The sequence below is a fragment of the Halomonas sp. KHS3 genome, from assembly GCF_000830495.1.
Lineage (GTDB): Bacteria > Pseudomonadota > Gammaproteobacteria > Pseudomonadales > Halomonadaceae > Vreelandella > Vreelandella titanicae.
The window spans coordinates 95111-114501 of record NZ_JWHY01000008.1; the positions used below are offsets into that span (position 1 = coordinate 95111).

Annotated in this window: 18 protein-coding genes; 11 read left to right on the forward strand and 7 right to left on the reverse strand. The window is 55.3% G+C overall.

The window, feature by feature from the left end; genetic code table 11:
- Positions 1 to 2: 2 nt before the first annotated feature.
- Positions 3 to 914, reverse strand: a complete 912-nt coding sequence (locus RO22_RS17550) for a LysR family transcriptional regulator (protein WP_041158916.1) — start codon at positions 912 to 914, stop codon at positions 3 to 5.
- Between the two features lie 99 nt (positions 915 to 1013).
- Between RO22_RS17550 and RO22_RS17555 the strand changes: the two genes are divergently transcribed.
- Complete coding sequence (locus tag RO22_RS17555; RefSeq protein WP_009288110.1) at positions 1014 to 2066, forward strand: aldo/keto reductase; 1053 nt, start codon at positions 1014 to 1016, stop codon at positions 2064 to 2066.
- Between the two features lie 7 nt (positions 2067 to 2073).
- On the opposite strand, the gene RO22_RS17560 is transcribed toward RO22_RS17555, so the two are convergent.
- The 5 genes from RO22_RS17560 to ugpB form a co-directional block, all read right to left on the reverse strand.
- Positions 2074 to 3303, reverse strand: a complete 1230-nt coding sequence (locus tag RO22_RS17560; protein WP_039860200.1) for an RNA polymerase sigma factor — start codon at positions 3301 to 3303, stop codon at positions 2074 to 2076.
- Positions 3304 to 3402: 99 nt separating this feature from the next.
- Positions 3403 to 4458, reverse strand: a complete 1056-nt coding sequence (locus tag RO22_RS17565; protein ID WP_039860199.1) for a sn-glycerol-3-phosphate import ATP-binding protein UgpC — start codon at positions 4456 to 4458, stop codon at positions 3403 to 3405.
- 1 nt (position 4459) lies between these two features.
- Positions 4460 to 5302, reverse strand: a complete 843-nt coding sequence (gene ugpE, locus RO22_RS17570; protein WP_022520784.1) for a sn-glycerol-3-phosphate ABC transporter permease UgpE — start codon at positions 5300 to 5302, stop codon at positions 4460 to 4462.
- A 199-nt stretch (positions 5303 to 5501) separates the two neighbouring features.
- Positions 5502 to 6386 carry a sn-glycerol-3-phosphate ABC transporter permease UgpA gene (gene ugpA / locus RO22_RS17575; RefSeq protein WP_009288107.1) on the reverse strand — a complete coding sequence of 295 codons (885 nt, stop codon included), beginning with the start codon at positions 6384 to 6386 and terminating at the stop codon, positions 5502 to 5504.
- A gap of 90 nt (positions 6387 to 6476) precedes the next feature.
- The gene (ugpB, locus tag RO22_RS17580; RefSeq protein WP_041158917.1) at positions 6477 to 7802 is read right to left on the reverse strand and encodes a sn-glycerol-3-phosphate ABC transporter substrate-binding protein UgpB; all 1326 of its coding nucleotides are present in this window, start codon (positions 7800 to 7802) and stop codon (positions 6477 to 6479) included.
- A 216-nt stretch (positions 7803 to 8018) separates the two neighbouring features.
- Between ugpB and argE the strand changes: the two genes are divergently transcribed.
- On the forward strand, positions 8019 to 9182 hold the full coding sequence (gene argE / locus RO22_RS17585) for an acetylornithine deacetylase (protein WP_041158918.1): 1164 nt from the start codon (positions 8019 to 8021) through the stop codon (positions 9180 to 9182).
- Between the two features lie 82 nt (positions 9183 to 9264).
- Here argE and RO22_RS17590 read toward each other — a convergent pair whose 3' ends face one another.
- The gene (locus RO22_RS17590) at positions 9265 to 9576 is read right to left on the reverse strand and encodes a hypothetical protein (protein WP_022520780.1); all 312 of its coding nucleotides are present in this window, start codon (positions 9574 to 9576) and stop codon (positions 9265 to 9267) included.
- Between the two features lie 184 nt (positions 9577 to 9760).
- Here RO22_RS17590 and RO22_RS17595 point away from each other — a divergent pair, with 184 nt between their 5' ends.
- The 9 genes from RO22_RS17595 to RO22_RS17635 all read left to right on the forward strand — a co-directional run bounded on the left by RO22_RS17595 (position 9761) and on the right by RO22_RS17635 (position 19360).
- Complete coding sequence (locus RO22_RS17595; RefSeq protein ID WP_041158919.1) at positions 9761 to 10234, forward strand: YchJ family protein; 474 nt, start codon at positions 9761 to 9763, stop codon at positions 10232 to 10234.
- Positions 10227 to 10526 (forward strand): GIY-YIG nuclease family protein, encoded by a 300-nt coding sequence (locus RO22_RS17600; RefSeq protein WP_052475668.1) that lies wholly within the window; start codon positions 10227 to 10229, stop codon positions 10524 to 10526. The genes RO22_RS17595 and RO22_RS17600 overlap by 8 nt, the downstream gene beginning before the upstream one ends.
- 35 nt (positions 10527 to 10561) lie before the next feature.
- Positions 10562 to 11596, forward strand: coding sequence for a histone deacetylase family protein (locus RO22_RS17605; protein WP_027958175.1), 1035 nt, complete (start codon positions 10562 to 10564; stop codon positions 11594 to 11596).
- Between the two features lie 102 nt (positions 11597 to 11698).
- A complete protein-coding gene (locus RO22_RS17610) occupies positions 11699 to 12034 on the forward strand; it encodes a hypothetical protein (protein ID WP_041158920.1) in 336 nt (111 codons plus the stop codon).
- 230 nt (positions 12035 to 12264) lie between these two features.
- Positions 12265 to 14121: an ABC transporter ATP-binding protein gene (locus RO22_RS17615; protein WP_052475669.1), complete on the forward strand. Its 1857-nt coding sequence runs from the start codon at positions 12265 to 12267 to the stop codon at positions 14119 to 14121.
- 50 nt (positions 14122 to 14171) lie between these two features.
- Positions 14172 to 15701 carry an ABC transporter substrate-binding protein gene (locus tag RO22_RS17620; RefSeq protein WP_041158922.1) on the forward strand — a complete coding sequence of 510 codons (1530 nt, stop codon included), beginning with the start codon at positions 14172 to 14174 and terminating at the stop codon, positions 15699 to 15701.
- A gap of 94 nt (positions 15702 to 15795) precedes the next feature.
- On the forward strand, positions 15796 to 16719 hold the full coding sequence (locus tag RO22_RS17625; protein ID WP_009287871.1) for an ABC transporter permease: 924 nt from the start codon (positions 15796 to 15798) through the stop codon (positions 16717 to 16719).
- Positions 16720 to 16721: 2 nt separating this feature from the next.
- Positions 16722 to 17576 carry an ABC transporter permease gene (locus RO22_RS17630; protein ID WP_009287872.1) on the forward strand — a complete coding sequence of 285 codons (855 nt, stop codon included), beginning with the start codon at positions 16722 to 16724 and terminating at the stop codon, positions 17574 to 17576.
- Positions 17573 to 19360 carry a peptidase M14 gene (locus tag RO22_RS17635; RefSeq protein ID WP_084625421.1) on the forward strand — a complete coding sequence of 596 codons (1788 nt, stop codon included), beginning with the start codon at positions 17573 to 17575 and terminating at the stop codon, positions 19358 to 19360. Before RO22_RS17630 ends, RO22_RS17635 begins: the two co-directional genes overlap by 4 nt.
- Positions 19361 to 19391: the final 31 nt, after the last annotated feature.

The following is a 19391-nucleotide window of genomic DNA, read 5'->3' on the forward strand; positions in this document are numbered from 1 at the left end:
TATTACGTAGCAACGACTTTCCGACGGCGCGCCATGACATGATCGAGAAACGCCCGAAGTTGCGGAGTGACTAGTCGGTTGCCTGGGTAGTAGAGGTAGAACCCTGGCTCCCTTGGACACCAAGACTCCAGCACCTCAACGGCATCGCCGGCCGATAGCAAGCCCCTCACCTCCGGCTCAAGGAAATAACCAATACCAAGTCCATCCTTGACCGCACGCAGTCGCGTTGCCACATCGTTGGTACACAGCGGGCCGGTCACAGCCACCCGAACGGACTGACCTTCGCACTCGAATTCCCAATGGAACAGATGTCCTCCGCTGGGCCAGCGCATATTGATACAGGTGTGTTCCTTCAAAGCAGCGGGATGCTCCGGTGTCCCTGCCCGAGCCAGATAGAGCGGCGATGCCACCGCAATCCAACGTAGCGGCTCGCTCATTGGCACTCCCACCATATCCTGTTCCAGGCTCTCACCGAGCCGCAGTCCGGCATCACACTCACTAGCCACCACATTTTCCAAACGATCAGAGACGACGATCTCGACTTCAATTCCAGGGTAAGTCTCGGCAAAGCTAGCCAGATGTGGTGCCAGCGCATAAGCAGCCCCAGCGCGCGACGCATTGATCCGCAACCGTCCGCCAAGCTCGTCCTGTTGCTCCAGCAACTGCGCTTGAGCCGCTGAAATCTCCTTCAGAGCGGGCCGAACTCGCTCATACAACTGTTGGCCCGCCTCCGTTGGCCGCGTGGTTCGAGTGGTTCGGTTCAAAAGGCGCTGTCCTAAGCGTGCCTCTAACCGCTGGATCGTCTGGCTGAATGCCGAGGGCGAAACACCGAGCCATCCCGCCGCTCGTGCGAAATTGCCATGTTCAACGATTGCCACGAAGGCACCCAATTCCGCCACATCGCTACCTTTCATTGTTCATTTCAGCTTCATAGTCCATGAATATATCGGTGTATTCTGTCAGTTTAAGAACAAGCCCACCATTGCGGAAACCAACAGCTTAGGGAGAATCCCATGCAGCTCGACCATTACCGCTTGCTGGGCCGTTCTGGCCTGAAAATATCGCCTATGGCGCTAGGCACCATGACTTTCGGCACGAAATGGAGCTTCGGCGCCGACGAGTCGACCTCCCGCGCGCTCTTTGATCGCTACGTCGATCACGGCGGCAACTTCATTGATACGGCGAATTACTATACGGGTGGCACTTCCGAGTCCTTTGTCGGCCGTTTCGCCCAGGGGAAACGGGATCGCCTGGTCATTGCCACAAAATACACCTTGCCGATGCGCGGTGATGACCCCAACTCTGGAGGCAACAGCCGACGTAGCATGGTTCGTTCGGTAGAAGACAGCCTGACGCGCCTGGGCAGCGACTATATCGACCTGCTGTATCTGCACGCCTGGGATTTCACCACTCCCGTGGAAGAGATTCTGCGCGCCATGGATGATTTGGTGGCAGCAGGAAAGGTCGTTTATCTGGGGCTGTCGGATATCCCTTCCTGGCAGGCTTCACGGATGCAGGCTATCGCCGATCTCCGGGGCTGGTCGCCAATGGTTGCAATGCAGCTGGAATACAATCTGATTGAGCGCAGCGTGGAAGGTGACTTGGTTCCGATGGCGCGTGAAATGGGGATGGGTATCATGCCCTGGTCACCGCTGGCGAGTGGACTCCTGACGGGGAAGTACAATCGTGCTGCACTCGTACCCGAAAACGTGGTCAGCGGCAGCCGTGCCGCCATCGTGACCGAGGCGGGGCCCGTCCCCGAACGCAGCTTTCGCATTATTGACGAAGTGAAACAGGTCGCTACGGAACAAAATACATCACCTGCCACTGTGGCTTTAGCATGGCTGCTCACCCGTCCTGGTATGGCTGCACCGCTCATTGGAGCGCGATCGATAAGTCAGCTTGAAGCCAATCTGGCTGCACTCGAACTGGAACTGACAGGTGACCAATTGGCACGGCTCGACGAGGTCAGCGCGGTGCCTTTAGGATTTCCCCATGAGTACCTGCGGCGCCCGACGGTTCAGGCAAATATCTATGGCGACATGTCGATCTCTATGCGGGGCTAACGAATGTTTATGGAGCTGGCTCTAGTTCGTTTAACCGCTTTAGCAAAAAGCGTTTTTCTGGATCCAGGGTGACCAATAGTAGCGCCTGTTGATAGGCGCTGCGCGCGGCCTCATGCTGGCCTTGGCGACGCAGTAAATCCGCTTTGGCGGCATGAAATAGATAATAGCGGTTGATTTGCGGGTGTTGAGCGATGTCGTCGAGTAACTTCAGGCCGGTATCGGGTGCACCATTCATGGCAATGGCGACCGCACGGTTCAGCGCCAGGATGGGTGATGGAAAACGTCGGCAGAGGGCGTCGTAGAGCCTGACGATGCGCCCCCAATCAGTCAGCTCGGCGCGGCTAGCCTGGGCATGTACGGCGGCAATCGACGCCTGAAGGGTGTAGTACCCGGTGGGGGTGAGCGCCAGCGCCTGTTCCAGCCATGCAATGCCGGTCTGGATATCCTCTTGGCGCCATAGGCGTCTGTCCTGAGCATCCAGGGTGACCAGTTCCCCGTCGCTATCCTGACGCGCATCCCGGCGGGCATCATTAAGCAGCATTAAGGCCATCAGCCCAAATACCTCCCCCTGGGGCAGTAGCCGTGCCAGCTCATTGCCCAGTCGCATGGCTTCTTTTGTTAGGCTGATATCGACCACGCTGGCGCCCGTGCTGCGCGAGTAGCCTTCGTTGAAGACCAGATAGATGACTTGGAGCACATCGGGTAAACGCTCGGGCAGCTCTTCCTGGGTAGGCACGGCATAAGGGATATGCGCATCGCGAATTTTGCGTTTGGCTCGTACGATACGCTGTGCCAGCGTCGTAGGCTTCATCAGTAGCGCGCTGGCTACTTGCTCAGTGGTCAAACCGCACATCTCGCGAAGCGTCAGGGCAATCCGTGCTTCCATGCTCAAACTTGGGTGGCAGCAGGTGAATAGCAGCCGCAAGGCGTCATCTTCGATGGTGGTGGGCTCAAGATCCAGCGCTTCATCTGTGGGTAATAGCAAGTGAGCCCGACGGCGAGCAGTACTGCGTTGGCGAATTTGGTCTATTCCGCAGTGGTAGCCGGTGCGAATTAGCCATGCCGTGGGGTTGTCAGGTTTGCCGTTAACCGGCCACTGTTGAACCGCCGCCACAAAGGCATCCTGCATGGCTTCTTCGGCTAGTTCAAAATCCCCCAGCAGGCGTATCAGCGTCGCCTGCACGCGCCGGGAGTGCTCACGATACAGGTCATCGACGTATGAAGGTTCAGTACTCATCAAGGGAGATCCGTAAGCTTTATCTCAAACGTAGCGCATGGTTTCTCCGTTGACTTGTTTTTCTTGTTTTTCTTGTTTTGTCTTTCGGGGGATAGGTATTCAATCCCCGGTGCGTTTTCCCGTGGCGCTGTTGAAAGGATGCAGAGCGTCGCGGGTCACAAAAAATCGCAGGGTTTCGCCTTCGGCAACGGGCGGCTGCCCCGAAACGCGGATGACTGTAGGCTGGTCGCTATCGGCGAGGGTCACATATAGGTGGCTTTCGGCCCCCGCGGCTTCAAACAGCGCCAGCGTTGAGTCGACAATTAGGTGAGGCGCGGTCGGCGGCGTTAGATGCATATCATCCGGTCGAATGCCGACGACATCGGTGCCGTCGGGCAGGTTATCCAGCAGGCCATTGGCGCCTTGTTCGTTCAAGTAATCCACCGGCAGCATGTTCATGGCGGGGGAGCCGATAAACCCGGCCACAAACATGCTGGCGGGGCGGGCGTAGATATCCATGGGTGTGCCCACTTGCTCAATCTGCCCGGCGTTAAGAACCACTAAACGGTCACCCAGTGTCATGGCTTCCAGCTGGTCGTGGGTCACATACAGGCTGGTAGTCTTCAGGCGCCGCTGCAGCTGTTTGATCTCCACGCGCATCTGCACGCGCAGTTTGGCATCCAGGTTGGAAAGTGGCTCATCGAATAGAAAGGCTGCCGGGTCGCGCACCAACGCGCGGCCCATGGCGACGCGCTGGCGCTGACCACCAGAGAGCTTGCGCGGTTTGCGCTCCAGAAACTCTTCGATCTCGAGCATTTTGGCGGCAATTCGCACGCGCTTTTCAATGTCTTCTTTGTTAAACCCGCGGTTCTTGAGGCCGTAAGCTAGGTTGTTGTACACCGTCATATGCGGGTAGAGCGCGTAGTTCTGGAACACCATGGCGATATCGCGCTCGGCGGGCTCTAGCTTATTGACCACCCGGTCACCGATTTTGAGCGTGCCTTCGGTAATGGTTTCAAGCCCCGCCACCATGCGGAGTAGGGTAGATTTGCCGCAGCCGGAAGGCCCCACCAGCACCACAAACTCGCCATCTTCAATCTGTAAGTCGATGCCTTTGACGGCATGAACATCGCCGCTATAGGTTTTCTTTAGCCCTTCCAAGGTAATGCTGGCCATCTTATTTCTCCGTCTCGGTCAGGCCTTTCACAAATAGGCGTTGCATAAACAGAATCACTAATACAGGCGGCAGCGCTGCCATGACCACCGCGGCCATCACTAATTGCCACTGTGGGTTCTCTTCAGAAGTCATGCGCTGAATGCCCATTACGATGGTGTAATAATCAGGGTCGGTAGTGATAATTAACGGCCAGAGGTACTGGTTCCAGCCGTAGATAAACATGATCACAAACAGCGCGGCGATATTGGTCACCGACAGCGGCATTAAGATGTCTTTAAAAAACTTCAGTGGCCCGGCGCCATCGACTCGGGCGGCTTCGAGCATCTCTTCGGGAATGGTCATAAAGAACTGGCGGAACAAGAAGGTTGCGGTAGCCGAGGCAATCAGCGGGATCGATAGCCCGGCAAAGCTATTGAGCATTTTAAGATCCGCAACGACCTGAAAAGTCGGAATAATGCGCACTTCCACCGGCAGCATCAACGTGACGAAGATCACCCAGAAGAAGAACATCCGGAAGCGGAAACGGAAGTAGACGATGGCAAAGGCGGAAAGCAGCGAAATAGACAGCTTACCCACTGTGATCGCCATGGCCATTATAAAACTGTTCCACAGCATCAGGGCGGCCGGCGGTGCGCCGGCATTGGAGACGCCCGACTGCCACATGCGCGTGTAGTTTTCGATCCCGTGGCCACCGGGCAGCAGTGGCAGCGTACCCTGCAGCAAACCCGATAGGGAATGGGTAGAGGCGATGATCGCGACATACACCGGAAAAACCACCAGCGCGACACCAGAGATCAAAACAATATGGGCTATCAGGTTAGCCCAAGGGCGGTTTTCAACCATTAACGTTCTCCCAAAGGCTAGGGCCTGTTGACGTTTCATCGCGAACCGCGATTTGTGGGGCAACCCGTAGGGCTGGGCCCGTTTTTACCCGCGGCGGCGTTAGTCGTCGTTCATTTGGAATCACCAAACCTCTCTCCTCCTGCCTTGCCGCGAATAAAAACGGGCTCCAGCGCGGCCGTGAGTGAAACCTCAACAGGCCCTAGTAGTTGACGCGGCGCTCAATAAAGCGGAACTGAATCATCGTTAATGCCACCACAATCACCATCAGAATCACCGACTGAGCCGCGGACGAGCCAAGGTTTAGCCCGACAAAGCCGTCGGCATACACTTTGTAAACCAGTATGTTCGTGGCCTGAGCGGGACCGCCTGCGGTGGTGGCGTGAATGATCGCGAAGGTGTCGAACATGGCGTACACCACGTTAACCACCAGCAAGAAGAAGGTGGTAGGCGTGAGCAGCGGGAAAATAATCGTCCAGAAGCGCTTAGTCGGGCTGGCGCCGTCAATGGAGGCGGCTTCAATCAGCGATTGCGGGATTGACTGTAAGCCCGCCAGGAAAAACAAAAAGTTATAGGATATCTGCTTCCAGGCGGCGGCAAAAATCACCAGCAGCATGGCGTCACTGCCCGAGTTACGGTGGTTCCACTGGTAACCCACCATTTCCAGCATATAGGGCACAATGCCGATAGAGGGGTTGAAGATAAACCACCACAACACGCCCGCAAGGGCGGGGGCGATGGCGTAGGGCCACACCAGTAGCGTGGTGTAGGTGCTGCGTGAGCGAATCATCCGGTTGACGGTACTGGCCAATAAAAGCGCCACTGTCATCGATAGCAGGGTAGTGCCCACGGCGAATACCACCGTCACCGATAGCGAATTGACATAACTGCCGTCACGAAATAGACGGGCAAAGTTCTCAAGACCCACAAACGTTGAGCGCAGCCCAAAGGCGTCTTCGCGCAGTAGCGACTGATACAGCGCCTGGCCCGCAGGCCAGATAAAGAAAATCAGTGTCACAATCACCTGGGGCGCCAGCAGCGCGTAGGGCAAAAAGCGACCAGGGTAGGTCATGCGTTTGGTTTGCATGGGCAGCTCTGCAAATTGTTAGCAAAAATAAGCATCAACAAACGAAATCGCCGCCTACCCAGAAGGGTAGGCGGCGAAGTGAGTACTTATTTACTGGTTGGCAGCTTCAAAATCACGGAGCAGATCATTGCCGCGTGCTACTGCTTCATCCGCTGCTTCCTGACCCGATTTGTCACCGGTCATCACCGCTTCCATCTCTTCGGAGATGATGTCGCGAATCTGCACGAAGTTACCAAAGCGTAGGCCTTTGGAGTTCTCGGTCGGCTCGTTGAGAGTCATCTGTTTCAGCGAAATATCCGCGCCTGGATTCTCTTCGTAGTAGCCCTGTTCTTGGCTCAGATCCCAAGCGGCCTGAGTGATGGGCAGGTAGCCAGTTTGCTGGTGCCACTGTGCCTGTACTTCGGGCTGGGAGAGGTACTCAAAGAACGCCGCAACGGCTTCGTATTCGTCATCGCTATGGCCCTGCAGTGCCCACAGAGTGGCGCCACCGATAATTGAGTTCTGCGGTGCGCCTTCTACGTCGTCGTAGTAGGGCTGCATGCCAAAGCCAACTTCAAATTCTGAATTGGCGGCGACATCCGCACGTGAAGCAGAAGAGCCGAAGAAAATCGCGCAGTCCTGGGAGTAGAACATCGGCTCAGAGTCGGGGCCGGAGCCGGGGCCACCCCATTTAAAGACACCTTCTTCCTGCCAGTCGTGGAGGTTGTCCCAGTGGCGAGCGACCAGCTCATTGTTGAAGGTAAACTCGGTTTCCATACCGCCAAAGCCGTTTTCCAGTGTACCTAGCGGCACGTTATGCCAAGCGGAGAAGTTTTCCAGCATGACCCAGCTAGGCCAGGAGGTGGTAAAGCCACAGCTGGCCGCACCAGAGTCGACAATTTGGCGTGAAAAATCGGCCACTTCGTCCCATGTTTGTGGGGGCTGCTCGGGATCCAGGCCTGCTTCTTCAAACATGTCCCGGTTGTAGTACATGATTGGCGTAGAGGAGTTAAACGGGAAAGAAAGCATATTGCCGTTGGTGTCGGTGTAATAACCCACGACGGCGGGCAGGAAGGCTTCTTTATCGAAAGCGCGGCCATGCTCTTCCATCAGCTCGTACACTGGGTAGATGGCGCCTTTGGCGTTCATCATGGTGCCAGTGCCGACTTCAAACACCTGCAGGATATGCGGCTGCTCGTTGGCACGGAAGGCGGCGATCGCGCCCGTCATCGTTTCGGTATAGGTGCCGCGATAGCTGGGAGTAACGTGGTAGTCGTCTTGAGACTCGTTGAAGTCTTGGGTCATCTCTTCGAGAATTTCGCCCAGTTGGCCGCCCATGGCGTGCCACCAGCTAATCTCTGTTGCCGCCTGAGCAGACAGGCTTAGGCTGGCCGTCGCCACCCCTACGGCAAGCGCGTGCAGTGTGAAACGAGACATAACAAGCTCCTTATAGGCCTGAACTTAGTCAGGCGTGCAATGCGTTTGTTGAGATTTTTAGATGCACTGAACAGTAAGAAGTGTAGATGACGTTTTAGTGAATGCACGATGAACCTGCCGTGACAGTCAACATTGCGCTGCCAGCAGGCCTACTGAGTAGGAAAAGGAAGAGGGCGATGATAGTGTGATAGGAAGAGTCCAACTAACGAGAGCAGTATGACTGACGTGACCACTTTACTGACGAAGCTGGTGTCATTCGATACCACTTCCAGTGAATCTAATCTGGCGCTGATTGAGTATGTGGAAGGCTATTTGGCCGAGTATGGCGTTAGCGCCGAGCGGGTGATGAGCCCCTGCGGTACCAAGGCCAACCTGATCGCAAGAATTGGCCCAGAGGCGCCGGGCGGTGTGATGCTTTCCGGGCATACCGATGTGGTACCGGTGGCGGGGCAGCCGTGGTCGAGCGATCCGTTCACCCTGCGTGATGGTGGCGATGGGCGCCTTTATGGGCGTGGCACCTGCGATATGAAAGGTTTTATCGCCTGCGTATTGTCGATGGTGCCCACTTGGACGAAAGCGCCTCTGCAGCAGCCGATTTATCTGGGTTTCTCCTATGACGAAGAGATCGGCTGCGTGGGTGCGCCAAGCCTCATTAAGCGCTTTTACGAGCACTACTCCACCACCGCCCATGTGATTGTCGGCGAGCCCACCAGCATGCAGCCAGTGGTAGCGCAGAAAGGGGCGACCAATCTGCGTACCACCGTGATTGGTCAGGAAGCTCACAGCAGCCAGGTCAATCAAGGCACCTCAGCCATTCACGTAGCGGCAAGGCTAGTGACCTTTATTGAGGACACCATGGCGGCGTTGGTGGAAGAGGGGCGCATCGATGAGGCCTTTAACGTGCCTCACACCAGCCTGCACGTCGGCAAAATCAAAGGTGGTACGGCGATCAATATTATGGCGCGGGAGTGCCAGTTCGAGTGGGAAATTCGCCATCTGCCCACGGACACCTTCGACGAAATATACGCGCGCTTTGAGGCCTATTGCGCCCAGCTAAGCGCTGAGCTGCAGGCCAAAGGCAAGCACGTTGAAATTACTACTGAGCCGCTAAACGTGACAGTGCCGGGCCTGGCCGACCGCGAAAACGATCAGGTACTTCGCCTAGCCAAAGACCATTTGCCAGCAGTGTGCTGCGACCACGCGGTGGCTTACGCCACGGAAGCGGGGCAGTTCCAGGGCCAGGGCTTGCAGACAATAATTCTTGGCCCTGGCAGCATCGCCCAGGCGCATCAGCCCGATGAATATATTGATATTGAGCAGCTTGAAGCGTGTGAGGATTTTCTAACGAAGATGGGTAGAGCGTTAGAGAAGACTGTCTAACTAGCTAATCACTGCCCAAAAAAAATCCCACCCGGTTAATGGGGTGGGATTTTTTGTAGTGCTTTCATACCATGTCGCTTTTTCAGTGCTGAGGATGTTGTTCAAACAGCTCAGCTTTGGCATGGCGCATCACATCTTCGCACGCCTGCTGTTGGGCTAACTGCGTTAGCAGGCGTTGAGTTACTTCGAAGCCCTTGCCTAAGCAAGTGTCGACTTCCTGTTGGCTAACCGCTGGCGTCACTCGGTAATCGATTTTTACCGTGCGCCCACCACCTTCCAGCCGATCCGCAACTCCCCTGAGCCGCCACGCGATTTTCTCTTTCCAAGTTGCTGATTCTTCCGCGCCTTCGTTTACGCTAAACGTGCACTGCCATTCCGGTTTAAAGACCTTCATAGGAGAACCTCCAAAAATTTTGGAAAGAATGATCGATCGTGTTTCGTACCCCATCGTCTGAATGTATTGCCCCACTACTATATACCTAACGCAGCATAAATATCGAACAATAGTGATACGCGTCGGGCGACGCGCATAGGGCGTATCGGTTAGGCTATAAAAGATGTGACTAACGAGCTTTTCTATGACCTCCACAACTAATCCAAGTTGCCCCTGTGGTAGCTTATTAACGCTTGATAAGTGCTGTGGCCGTTATCACCAAGGCGGGCTTGCCCCCACGCCTGAAGCTTTGATGCGCTCTCGCTATGTGGCTTTTGTGCTAGGGCGTAGCGACTACCTGTTGGCGACATGGCACCCCTCTACCCGCCCTGCAGAGCTTGCGCCTGATCCTGACGCTGAGTGGAAGTCGCTATCTATCGTCTCCGCAGAACCGCCGCTCGACAATATCGGTTACGTGCATTTTCGTGCCTGTTTTTATGAAAGGGGGCGAGTGCAAAAAGGCTGGCATGTATTAGAAGAGGTCTCCCGCTTCGTTAAAGAGCAGCAACGCTGGTGGTATATAGACGGAACACCCACGCTTACCCGCCTGAAACCACGCCGCAACGACCCGTGCTTATGTGGTAGTGGGCGTAAATTAAAGGTATGTTGCGGTGAATAGTGGCATCGTTCAGCCTCACAAAGCCGAACCGCAATGGTATCTCTATTTGCTGGAGTGCCAGCGCGGCACCTATACCGGCATTACCAATAACCTGGCAAAGCGTTATCAAGCGCACTGCACCGGCAAAGGGGCGCGTTATACTCGTGCGAATCCGCCCGTTGCGCTGTTGGGTGCCGAACCGTTTGAAGACCGCGCCGCTGCAAGCCGGGCTGAATATCAGTTAAAGCAACAATCGCCGAGCCAAAAGCGCCGCTGGGCCAAGCAGTGGCCTGTACAATTAGAAGCTAACTAGTATCTTTACCGTTAGGCGTAGATTAAGGAACCCACATGCTGACATTTTATTCAGAGGATAGCCGTTTACGCCAAGCGCGCACGGAGTTGCACGATGGCGCTTTGGTGACTCCGTTTGAGTGCCCCGAACGCCTTGATCTAGTGCTAAAGCATCTTCACCAGTCCGGGCTTGGCGATATTCGTACCCCTAGCGCTTATGGGTTAGCCCCCGTATTAGCGGTGCATGACAAAGAGTACGTAACGTTTCTAGCCAACTGTTGGCAAGAGTGGCGGGCGGCTGGGCATGAGGGGGAGGCGATTCCCAATATTTGGCCCGCACGAACCATGCGTGGTGACCGCATCCCGCGATCGGTTAGTGGTCAGCTAGGCTACTACGCGCTGGCGGCGGAAACGTCGATCTCAGCAGGCACCTTTGAAGCCGCCATGGCGAGTAAAGACGTGGCGTTAGGCGCGCTAGAACATACGCTACAAACCGGCGAACCCAGTTTTGGTTTATGCCGGCCGCCAGGGCACCACGCCGCGTTTGATCAGTTTGGCGGTTACTGCTTCTTTAACAATGCCGCCATTGCCGCCCAGCGAGCGCTGGATGCAGGCAAACGTCGGGTCGCCATTCTTGATGTCGACTTTCACCACGGCAACGGCACCCAGCAGATTTTCTACAAGCGTGATGATGTGCTGTTTATCTCACTGCACGGCGACCCTGAAGTCACATTTCCTTACTATTTGGGCTACGCTGATGAAAACGGCGAAGGGCAAGGCAAGGGCTTTAACGTCAATTACCCGTTGCCTCCGGGCACCAGCGTTACCAGGTGGATGGCCACACTTGAGCTAGCCTTGGCGCAAATTAAAGCCGCGGAGTGTGAATGCCTGATCGTATCGTTAGGGGTCGATATCTTCGAAGGTGACCCCATAAGTGCCTTCACCTTTACCAGCGCAGATTTCACAGCGTTAGGTGAGCGCCTGGCCCAAGTAGGCTTACCCAGCGTGTTTCTGATGGAAGGGGGCTATGCTGTAGATGAAATAGGTGTCAATGTAGTCAACGTGTTACAAGGTTTTGAACAGGCGCTATAAAACGGTCTGGAACTGCATCTAAACAAGGGTAAAGGTTAACCGTGACAGCGGCCCCTAAATCGGGCAGGCTATTGCCCTTTCAACGGGGCAGGGAGCTCAAGCGTGGCAGTGTATGGTGGAATTCAGGCACATGAATTGGAGCGTTGGCTTAATGCGTTAACCAACGCTGCCTATGACCGACGCTGCCCGCTGGTAAAAGTACACGGTGGCAACGCCCGTGCGCGTACCGCCCGTCAAGACCTCCTTCATTTGGCGAACGACTACCGCTGCGGCGATTCTAGCCGCGAGGAGAGCGCCGCCGACCTTGGCCGCTGGTGCCAAACCTACCTTTCAGAGGTCGAGTGGTACGTGCTGGTCGGCACCCGTCAAGCACCTTCCCAGCCGCAAAGCGAGGAAGAGAGAAGCCTTACCGTGCTCAAGCAGCACCGGGTGGGGTAACAGCACCCATCAGCACTAACTGCGATCAAAAGCTCCTGCGATGGGGCTTTTTTTGTGCGCGAGATGTATGTCTTAACAGGTAGCCGAATTTTTTAATGGCAGAAGAATTAGTAGGTGCTTAATAACGATGTATTGACAAAAGTTTAATAAGATGAGTAGTTTGAAAGGATATGTCTACTCGACTAACGTTTTAAAAAAACGCTATCTAAGAGCAGGGGGCAATACATCTTGTGACCATTACACCAGCGCTATCGGTTCGCTCCTTGGGCGTGAATTTTGGCTCCAACCAGGTTGTTAAAAACCTGAGTTTTGATGTTTATCCCGGTAAAACGACGGCAATCGTTGGCGAATCTGGCTCGGGTAAATCGGTGACTTCACTGGCTATTATGCGCTTGGTGGAGTACATGAATGCTGAGATTACCAGCGGCACAATACTGTTCCACCGTGACGCCAGTGGCTCTCAACCGCAAGATCTTACCCAGCTTTCGGATAAGGCGATGCGCAAGATACGTGGCAAAGAGATTGCCATGATTTTTCAGGAGCCAATGACATCGCTGAATCCGGTTTACACTATTGGCGATCAGATTACCGAAGTGCTGGTATTGCATGAGAAGCTAACCCAAGACGCGGCGCGGGTCGAAGCAGTAAAACTGTTAAAACTGGTGCGCTTGGCCGATGCTGAAGCGCTGTTAAAACGATACCCCCACCAGCTATCCGGCGGCATGCGCCAACGAGTGATGATAGCGATGGCGCTGGCCTGCCGACCAAAAGTGCTGGTTGCCGATGAGCCCACCACCGCATTGGATGTCACCATTCAAGCGCAGATACTTACCATCATGCGTGACCTGCAGCAGGAACTAGGGATGGCTGTTATCTTCATTACCCACGATATGGGGGTGGTGGCGGAGATGGCCGACCAGGTAGTAGTCATGCGCCATGGCGAAAAGGTCGAGGAAGCCTCGGTGGAGGAGATTTTCGCCCGCCCCCAACACCCCTATACCCAAGCACTGTTAGCGGCGGTGCCTAAACTTGGCAGCATGCAGGGCGAAGTCCTTCCACGCATGGATCCATTAGTGGTGCTGGATGGCAATGTTGCGCGCACTCTGGGTGAAAGTCGTCAGCAGGATACCGCTAGAACCGATGCAGCCCCGGTGGTGGAGATAGAAAATTTAGTCACCCGCTTCGATATCCGAAAAGGCTTCTTTGGGGGGGTTAGCCATCGCGTCCATGCGGTGGAAAATGTCAGTTTCAGCATTTTTCCTGGAGAGACGCTGGCGCTGGTAGGGGAGTCGGGATCTGGCAAGTCGACCATCGGGCGCACCATTCAGCAGTTGCAGGAAAGCACCAGTGGCACGATACGCTTTGGTGGCAAGGCCGTAGCCGATATGTCCCGGGCAGAAAAAATGCGCCTGCGCCAAGAAGTGCAGTACATTTTTCAAGATCCGTTTGCCTCCTTGGATCCCCGCAAAACCGTGGGCTTTTCGATAGCCGAACCCATTCGTACGCACGGCTTGTTGCACGGTGCTAAAGCAATCCGTCAGCGCGTTAATCAGTTACTTGAGCGCGTTGGTTTGAGTGCTGATCAGGCTGAGCGCTATCCCCATGAATTTTCCGGCGGCCAGCGCCAACGGGTATGTATTGCCCGCGCTCTGGCTTCCAAGCCTAAGTTGATCATTGCTGATGAAGCGCTATCCGCCCTCGATGTTTCCATCCAGGCGCAGATCATTCACCTGCTCATGGAGTTGCAGCAAGACGAAGGCTTGGCCTATCTGTTCATTAGTCACGATATGGCAGTGGTGGAAAAAATGAGCCACCGCGTAGCGGTATTACACCTTGGCCAAGTCGTTGAGTTAGGCGAGCGCCGAGCGGTGTTTGATTCGCCTCAGCACTCCTATACACGCAAGCTGTTGAGCGCTGTGCCCGTGGCCGACCCCGCACAGAGGCGGGAGCGTACATTGCTGCAGGGCGATATTCTTAGCCCCATTCGTAAGGTCGGTGATGAGCCAGAACATTGGCCATTAGTGCAGGTGGCTAGCGGTCATTTCGTTGCCCAGGAAGTAGGCAGCGCCGAGCGTTTGGCATCATAGTTAGTTTCCTGATGGTATAAAAACTGTGAGACAACAACAGGAGTAATCCCATGAAGAAAAACAAACGCGTGCTCAATGGTGCCATCGCCGGTATGGCTCTGAGCGCTGCCTTCTCTGCCTCTGCGCAGGCTGGTTCATTAACGATTGCTTCGCCGCAAGATCCGGGTAGCTGGGATCCCATCGACACTTTTTTGGTGAATTGGGCCTCGGTTGCCACCAATATTTTCGATGGTTTGACTTATCGAGGCCCTGATTTAGAGCTGGTGCCCGGTCTGGCAACCGAGTGGGAGGAACTGGATGATGGTACCCGTATCCGTTTCACTCTGCGTGAAGGCGTCACCTTCCATAATGGCGAGCCCTTCAATGCTGAAGCGGTAAAGTTTACCTTTGATCGCTTATTAGGTGAGGAAGGTGGGCAGGGGCCCCAGCGCTCCAACTACACGGCGATTGAAAGCGTGGAAGTCATCGATGAGTACACAGTTGACTTCCACCTGAATGAGCCCGACCCAGTACTGCTCACTAAGCTAGCAGGCTACGGGGCGATGATTGTGCCACCGGAGTATCTGACCGAGCATGGTGATGAACACTTCAATACCCATCCGGTAGGCACTGGGCCTTTCAAAGTAGTGGAATATAATCCTCGTGAAGACGTTCAGCTTGAGGCCTTTGCTGACCACTGGGGCGGCGCGCCGAAACTTGACGAAGTGACTTACCGCTTTATCTCCGAGCCTTCCACCGCCGTGGCTGAACTGCAGGCTGGGCGGGTTGATATCGTTATTCCGCCGACGATTCCTATCGGCATGATCGACACCATCAATAACCACGACGGCGCCAGCATCGTTAGCGTGGCTTCGCCGACGGTGGAAGCGATTCGGTTCAACACCCAATCCGGTATTACCGCCGACGAACGCGTGCGTAAAGCCTTGATCATGGCCGTGGATCGACAGGCGATTATCGACTCCATCCTGGCTGGTGAGGGAGAAATGATCGCCAGCTTCCAGGGCGCTCAGTCCTTCGGCAACGACCCTGATATGGAGCCCCTGCCGTACGATCCGCAGCAGGCTCGCAAACTGCTGGATGAAGCGGGCGTCGAGCAAGGCGCAACAGTACAGATTGATGTGCGCGGTAACGACGCCACCTTTGGTGAGGTGGCCCAGGTAGTGGCGTCTTACCTACAAGGGGTGGGGATTACCGCTTCGATCCAGCCATATGAAACCAATGTGCTACTTAACGACATTATCCCGGCAGGCCGCACTGGGGAGATGTTCCAGCAGAAATGGGGCGGTTGGACGTTCGACTTCGACAATACCGCTTACCTGATGTACCACACGGGCGAACGCTGGAATCCTTATGATAGCGACGCTGAGTTAGATGAAATGCTCGAAGCCCAGCGCAGCATTACTGATCAGGAAGAGCGAGAAACGCTGCTCCAGGCGATTGCGCAGTATACCCAGGATCGCGCCTTGGAAATGCCGCTCTATAGCATCAATGCCCTCTACGGTGTCAGTGACCGGGTGGAGAATTTTGAACCTGCCCCGGATAACCGTATGCGTTTAACCAACGTGGACGTTAGTGAATAAACGTGACGCCATCCGGCCGCTTGAAAGGGCGGTCGGCTCTTCACACTGACACTTCACAAAAGCTTCATGTAAGCGTTTCGGGCTTGGGGTCATAGTGGCAAAATTTCTTCTTTATCGAATACTGCAGGCCGTCTTTGTGGTGATCGCCGTGACGCTGATCGTCTCTTTTGCGATCAGGTTAACCGGTGATCCGGCGGTCATGCTGGCGCAAGGGGCGGGTAGTATTACCGAGGCGGATCTGGAAAGGATTCGTGAAGCCTTGGGTTTGAATCAATCCTTCCTGGCCCAGTACATCGGTTTCCTGCGCGGTCTGGTGGTGGGTGATTTTGGGCGCAGCTTTATGGGCGGAACCCCAGTGAGTGACTTGATTGGTCGCGCGCTGCCCGCCACCTTGGCGCTGGCTTTTGCCTCGCTGTTTGTGTCTATCGTGGTATCGATACCGCTGGGTATTAAGGCCGCGGTATCGCGGGGAAGGTGGCCCGACCAGATGATCAGGATTTTTTCCCTGATCGGGCTCTCTTTTCCTAACTTCTGGCTGGCCATCATGCTGGTGCTGCTGCTCTCCATCACTTTTAATCTGCTGCCGCCCAGTGGCATGGAGGGCTTCTCCAGCTTCATTATGCCCGCGGCGACGATGGGGATCATTCTAACCGCCACCAACGTGCGCCTTGTGCGAACCACTATGCTGGATACCCTCCGCTCTCAGTACATCATGGTGGCGCGGGCAAAAGGCCTTTCCAACACGGTCGTACTCTACAAACATGCGCTGCGTAACTGCTCCATTCCGCTGATCACCTATTTTGGTTTGCAGTTCGGTGGTCTGTTGGGCGGTATCGTGGTGGTCGAGCGTGTCTTTAACTGGCCAGGACTAGGCACCTTGGCTTTCGAAGCCGTATCGGCCCGGGACTACCCCGTCTTACAAGGCGTTATTACCGTGCTCTCGTTAATGATCATCTCCATTAACCTGCTTGTTGATATCGCCTATGGCCTGGTTGACCCCAGGGTGCGCAAGGAATAACCATGACCGCAGCTATTAAAACCGACAAATTGAAACGCTTTAAAAACCTTGAGTTTATCCTTGGCGTACTGCTTGTGGGCGGTATTGGTTTAGCGGTGATCTTCTCCGGCTGGCTATTTCCCGGAGGAGGTTCAGAGCTTAACTTAGCCTACCGTTTAACGCCGCCACTGGTGGAGCCTGGCTTTCCCCTGGGCACGGATCCATTAGGCCGGGACGTGCTCGCGCGGGTGATTATCGGCGGTGAAATCTCGCTAAAAGTTGGGGTTTACTCCGCCCTTGGGGCGGTGGTGATCGGCATCATTATGGGGTTGGTATCCGGCTACTACGGCGGGTTCCTGGATATGATCGTGATGCGCTTTGCCGACGTGCAGCTCGCGCTGCCCTTTATTCTGCTGGCGATTACCTTTATCGCCGTGATTGGTGGCGGGCTAACCAATATGATTATTCTGCTGATTATCTCCCAGTGGGTGCAGTACGCGCGCTTGGTGCGCGGCTCGGTGCTATCGCTGCGCGACCGCGAATTTATTCTGGCGGCCAAAGCGATTGGGGTGAAAGATATTCGTATTCTGTTCCAGCATCTGTTGCCGAATCTGATTGGCCCCGTCATCGTGCTGATGACCCTCAATGTGGCCAATAATATTCTGCTTGAGAGCAGCCTGACCTTTTTAGGCTTGGGCGTGGATCCAGTGATTCCCAGTTGGGGCGGCATGCTGGCGGAAGGGCGTACCTATCTGCAAACGGCGTGGTGGGTTAGTGTGTTCCCTGGCTTGGCTATTCTGTTAACCGTGCTAGGGCTGAACCTGCTGGGTGACTGGCTCCGGGATGCCTTGGATCCCACCGGACGCACCTCCTTATGACCAACGATCCCCGTATCGAGATCTTGTTAGAGCGCTCGTTTCCACGCACCACGCGATCTTTGCTTGATGAGTACGCCACGCCTGCCTATCAAGGCTATCAGTTGGAGGCGTGGGTCTTCGACGATGAAAGCGAACGCCAAGCCACAGAAACGGCCTTCAAGGCTGCTGGTATTAGTGCGCGCCTGCGCAGTGCCTATAAGCCCCTGGTGCACTTCTTTTTAGAGGAGTTCTCGTGGGCGTCGCTGCGGTCGCTGGTAATTGAGTACCCGGTGTTAGCACATGCGCCGCGCCGCTTTCTGCTGGAAGCCTACCCGCTGGCGGCGCTACTTCCGCAAGGTGTAGCGCTATGCTGGGAAGAAGTTGATGCTACGCCTGCCACTATTTCAACCACTATTTCTACACCTCTTCATTATCGCGTTCGTGTGGAGCGTAGCACTGGGGAGCGGGAAACGTATTGGGTTGATGCACCTAACCGTCAACATTTAGATCATGTAGATGAAGCACAGTGCTCACCCTGTGGCTGGCTGCGGCTCACCTCTCCCAATGGCGAGGTAAGCGAGTCAATTGTTGAGACGGACTATGAAGCGCTGTTTCAAGCGGCGATGGCGACGTTATCCTCAACCCAGTGGCAGACAGCATCGCCCTACTTTGAAGAGCTCAACTTTACGGTGCAGTTGCCCTGTAGTGACCGCCGTTTAGCGTTGGACGATGAGCATATCAGCCTTGCCGAGGCGCTCCATGAAGAGCTCTATTTCTCAGCGCTGGAGTATTTTCAGCGCCGCGCAGGTTTGGCGCTGGGGGATCGATCCATTCAGCCGGGGCAGATTGTGCCGGAAGTCTCCTCTCAGGGGGAGCGAGCCTATTTAAACGTCAGCCTACGGCCTTTGGATGCCTCCCAACTGCCGCGGGCCGAGGTCGAACTGGAGAGCGCTCAGCAGGCTATCGGCGTTGAGCAAATAGAGGCGTTATTGGCAGCGCTGGGTGGTCAGGCGTTACAGGCCAATACGCGAGCGGGGAGAGCGGTAGAGGCGCGTTATATCGTCGGCAGTGACCGCGCCGTTATGATCAGTGCGGGGCAGCATGCCAACGAAACCTCCGGCGTGGTGGGGGCGTTGCGTGCTGCGGCGCAGCTTAGCGGTGAGCCTGAGGCCCACTTCGTCATTTCGCCGCTGGAAAATCCTGATGGCTACGCATTGCAAGGCCGGCTCGTCGCCACTCAGCCACGCCATATGCACCACGCGGCGCGCTATACCGCCTTTGGTAATGACCTCCAGAGCCAGCCGCTTGGGCAGCCATTTGAACATGCTATTCGTGAACAGGCATTTGCTTTCAGTAATGCCGGACTGCATATCAATCTGCACGGCTACCCGGCCCATGAGTGGACGCGGCCGTTAAGCGGTTACGTGCCCCGCGGCTTTGAGATGTGGACGATTCCCAAGGGCTTCTTTTTGATCCTGCGCCATCAGCCAGGCTACAAAACAGCCGCCGAGCAGTTGGTGGAAGCCGTTACCCAGCAGCTTGCGCAAGTGCCTGGGCTGGTCGAATTTAATGCCGCGCAAATTGCGTTATTTGAGACTCATGCAGGAGCGTTAACCTTCCCGATGTTGAACGGCTTCCCCTACCTAATCTCGGAAGATGCCAATCAATTAACGCCATTGATGCTGATCACTGAATACCCTGATGAAACCCTAACCGGCGAGCCCTTTGTGCAGGCGCATACCGCGCAAATGGCAACGGTGGTGGCGGCCTATAAGGCCTTTCAAACGCTCTTATTGAATGCTTAATCTCAATGACGGCGAGACTGTCAAAATAGCA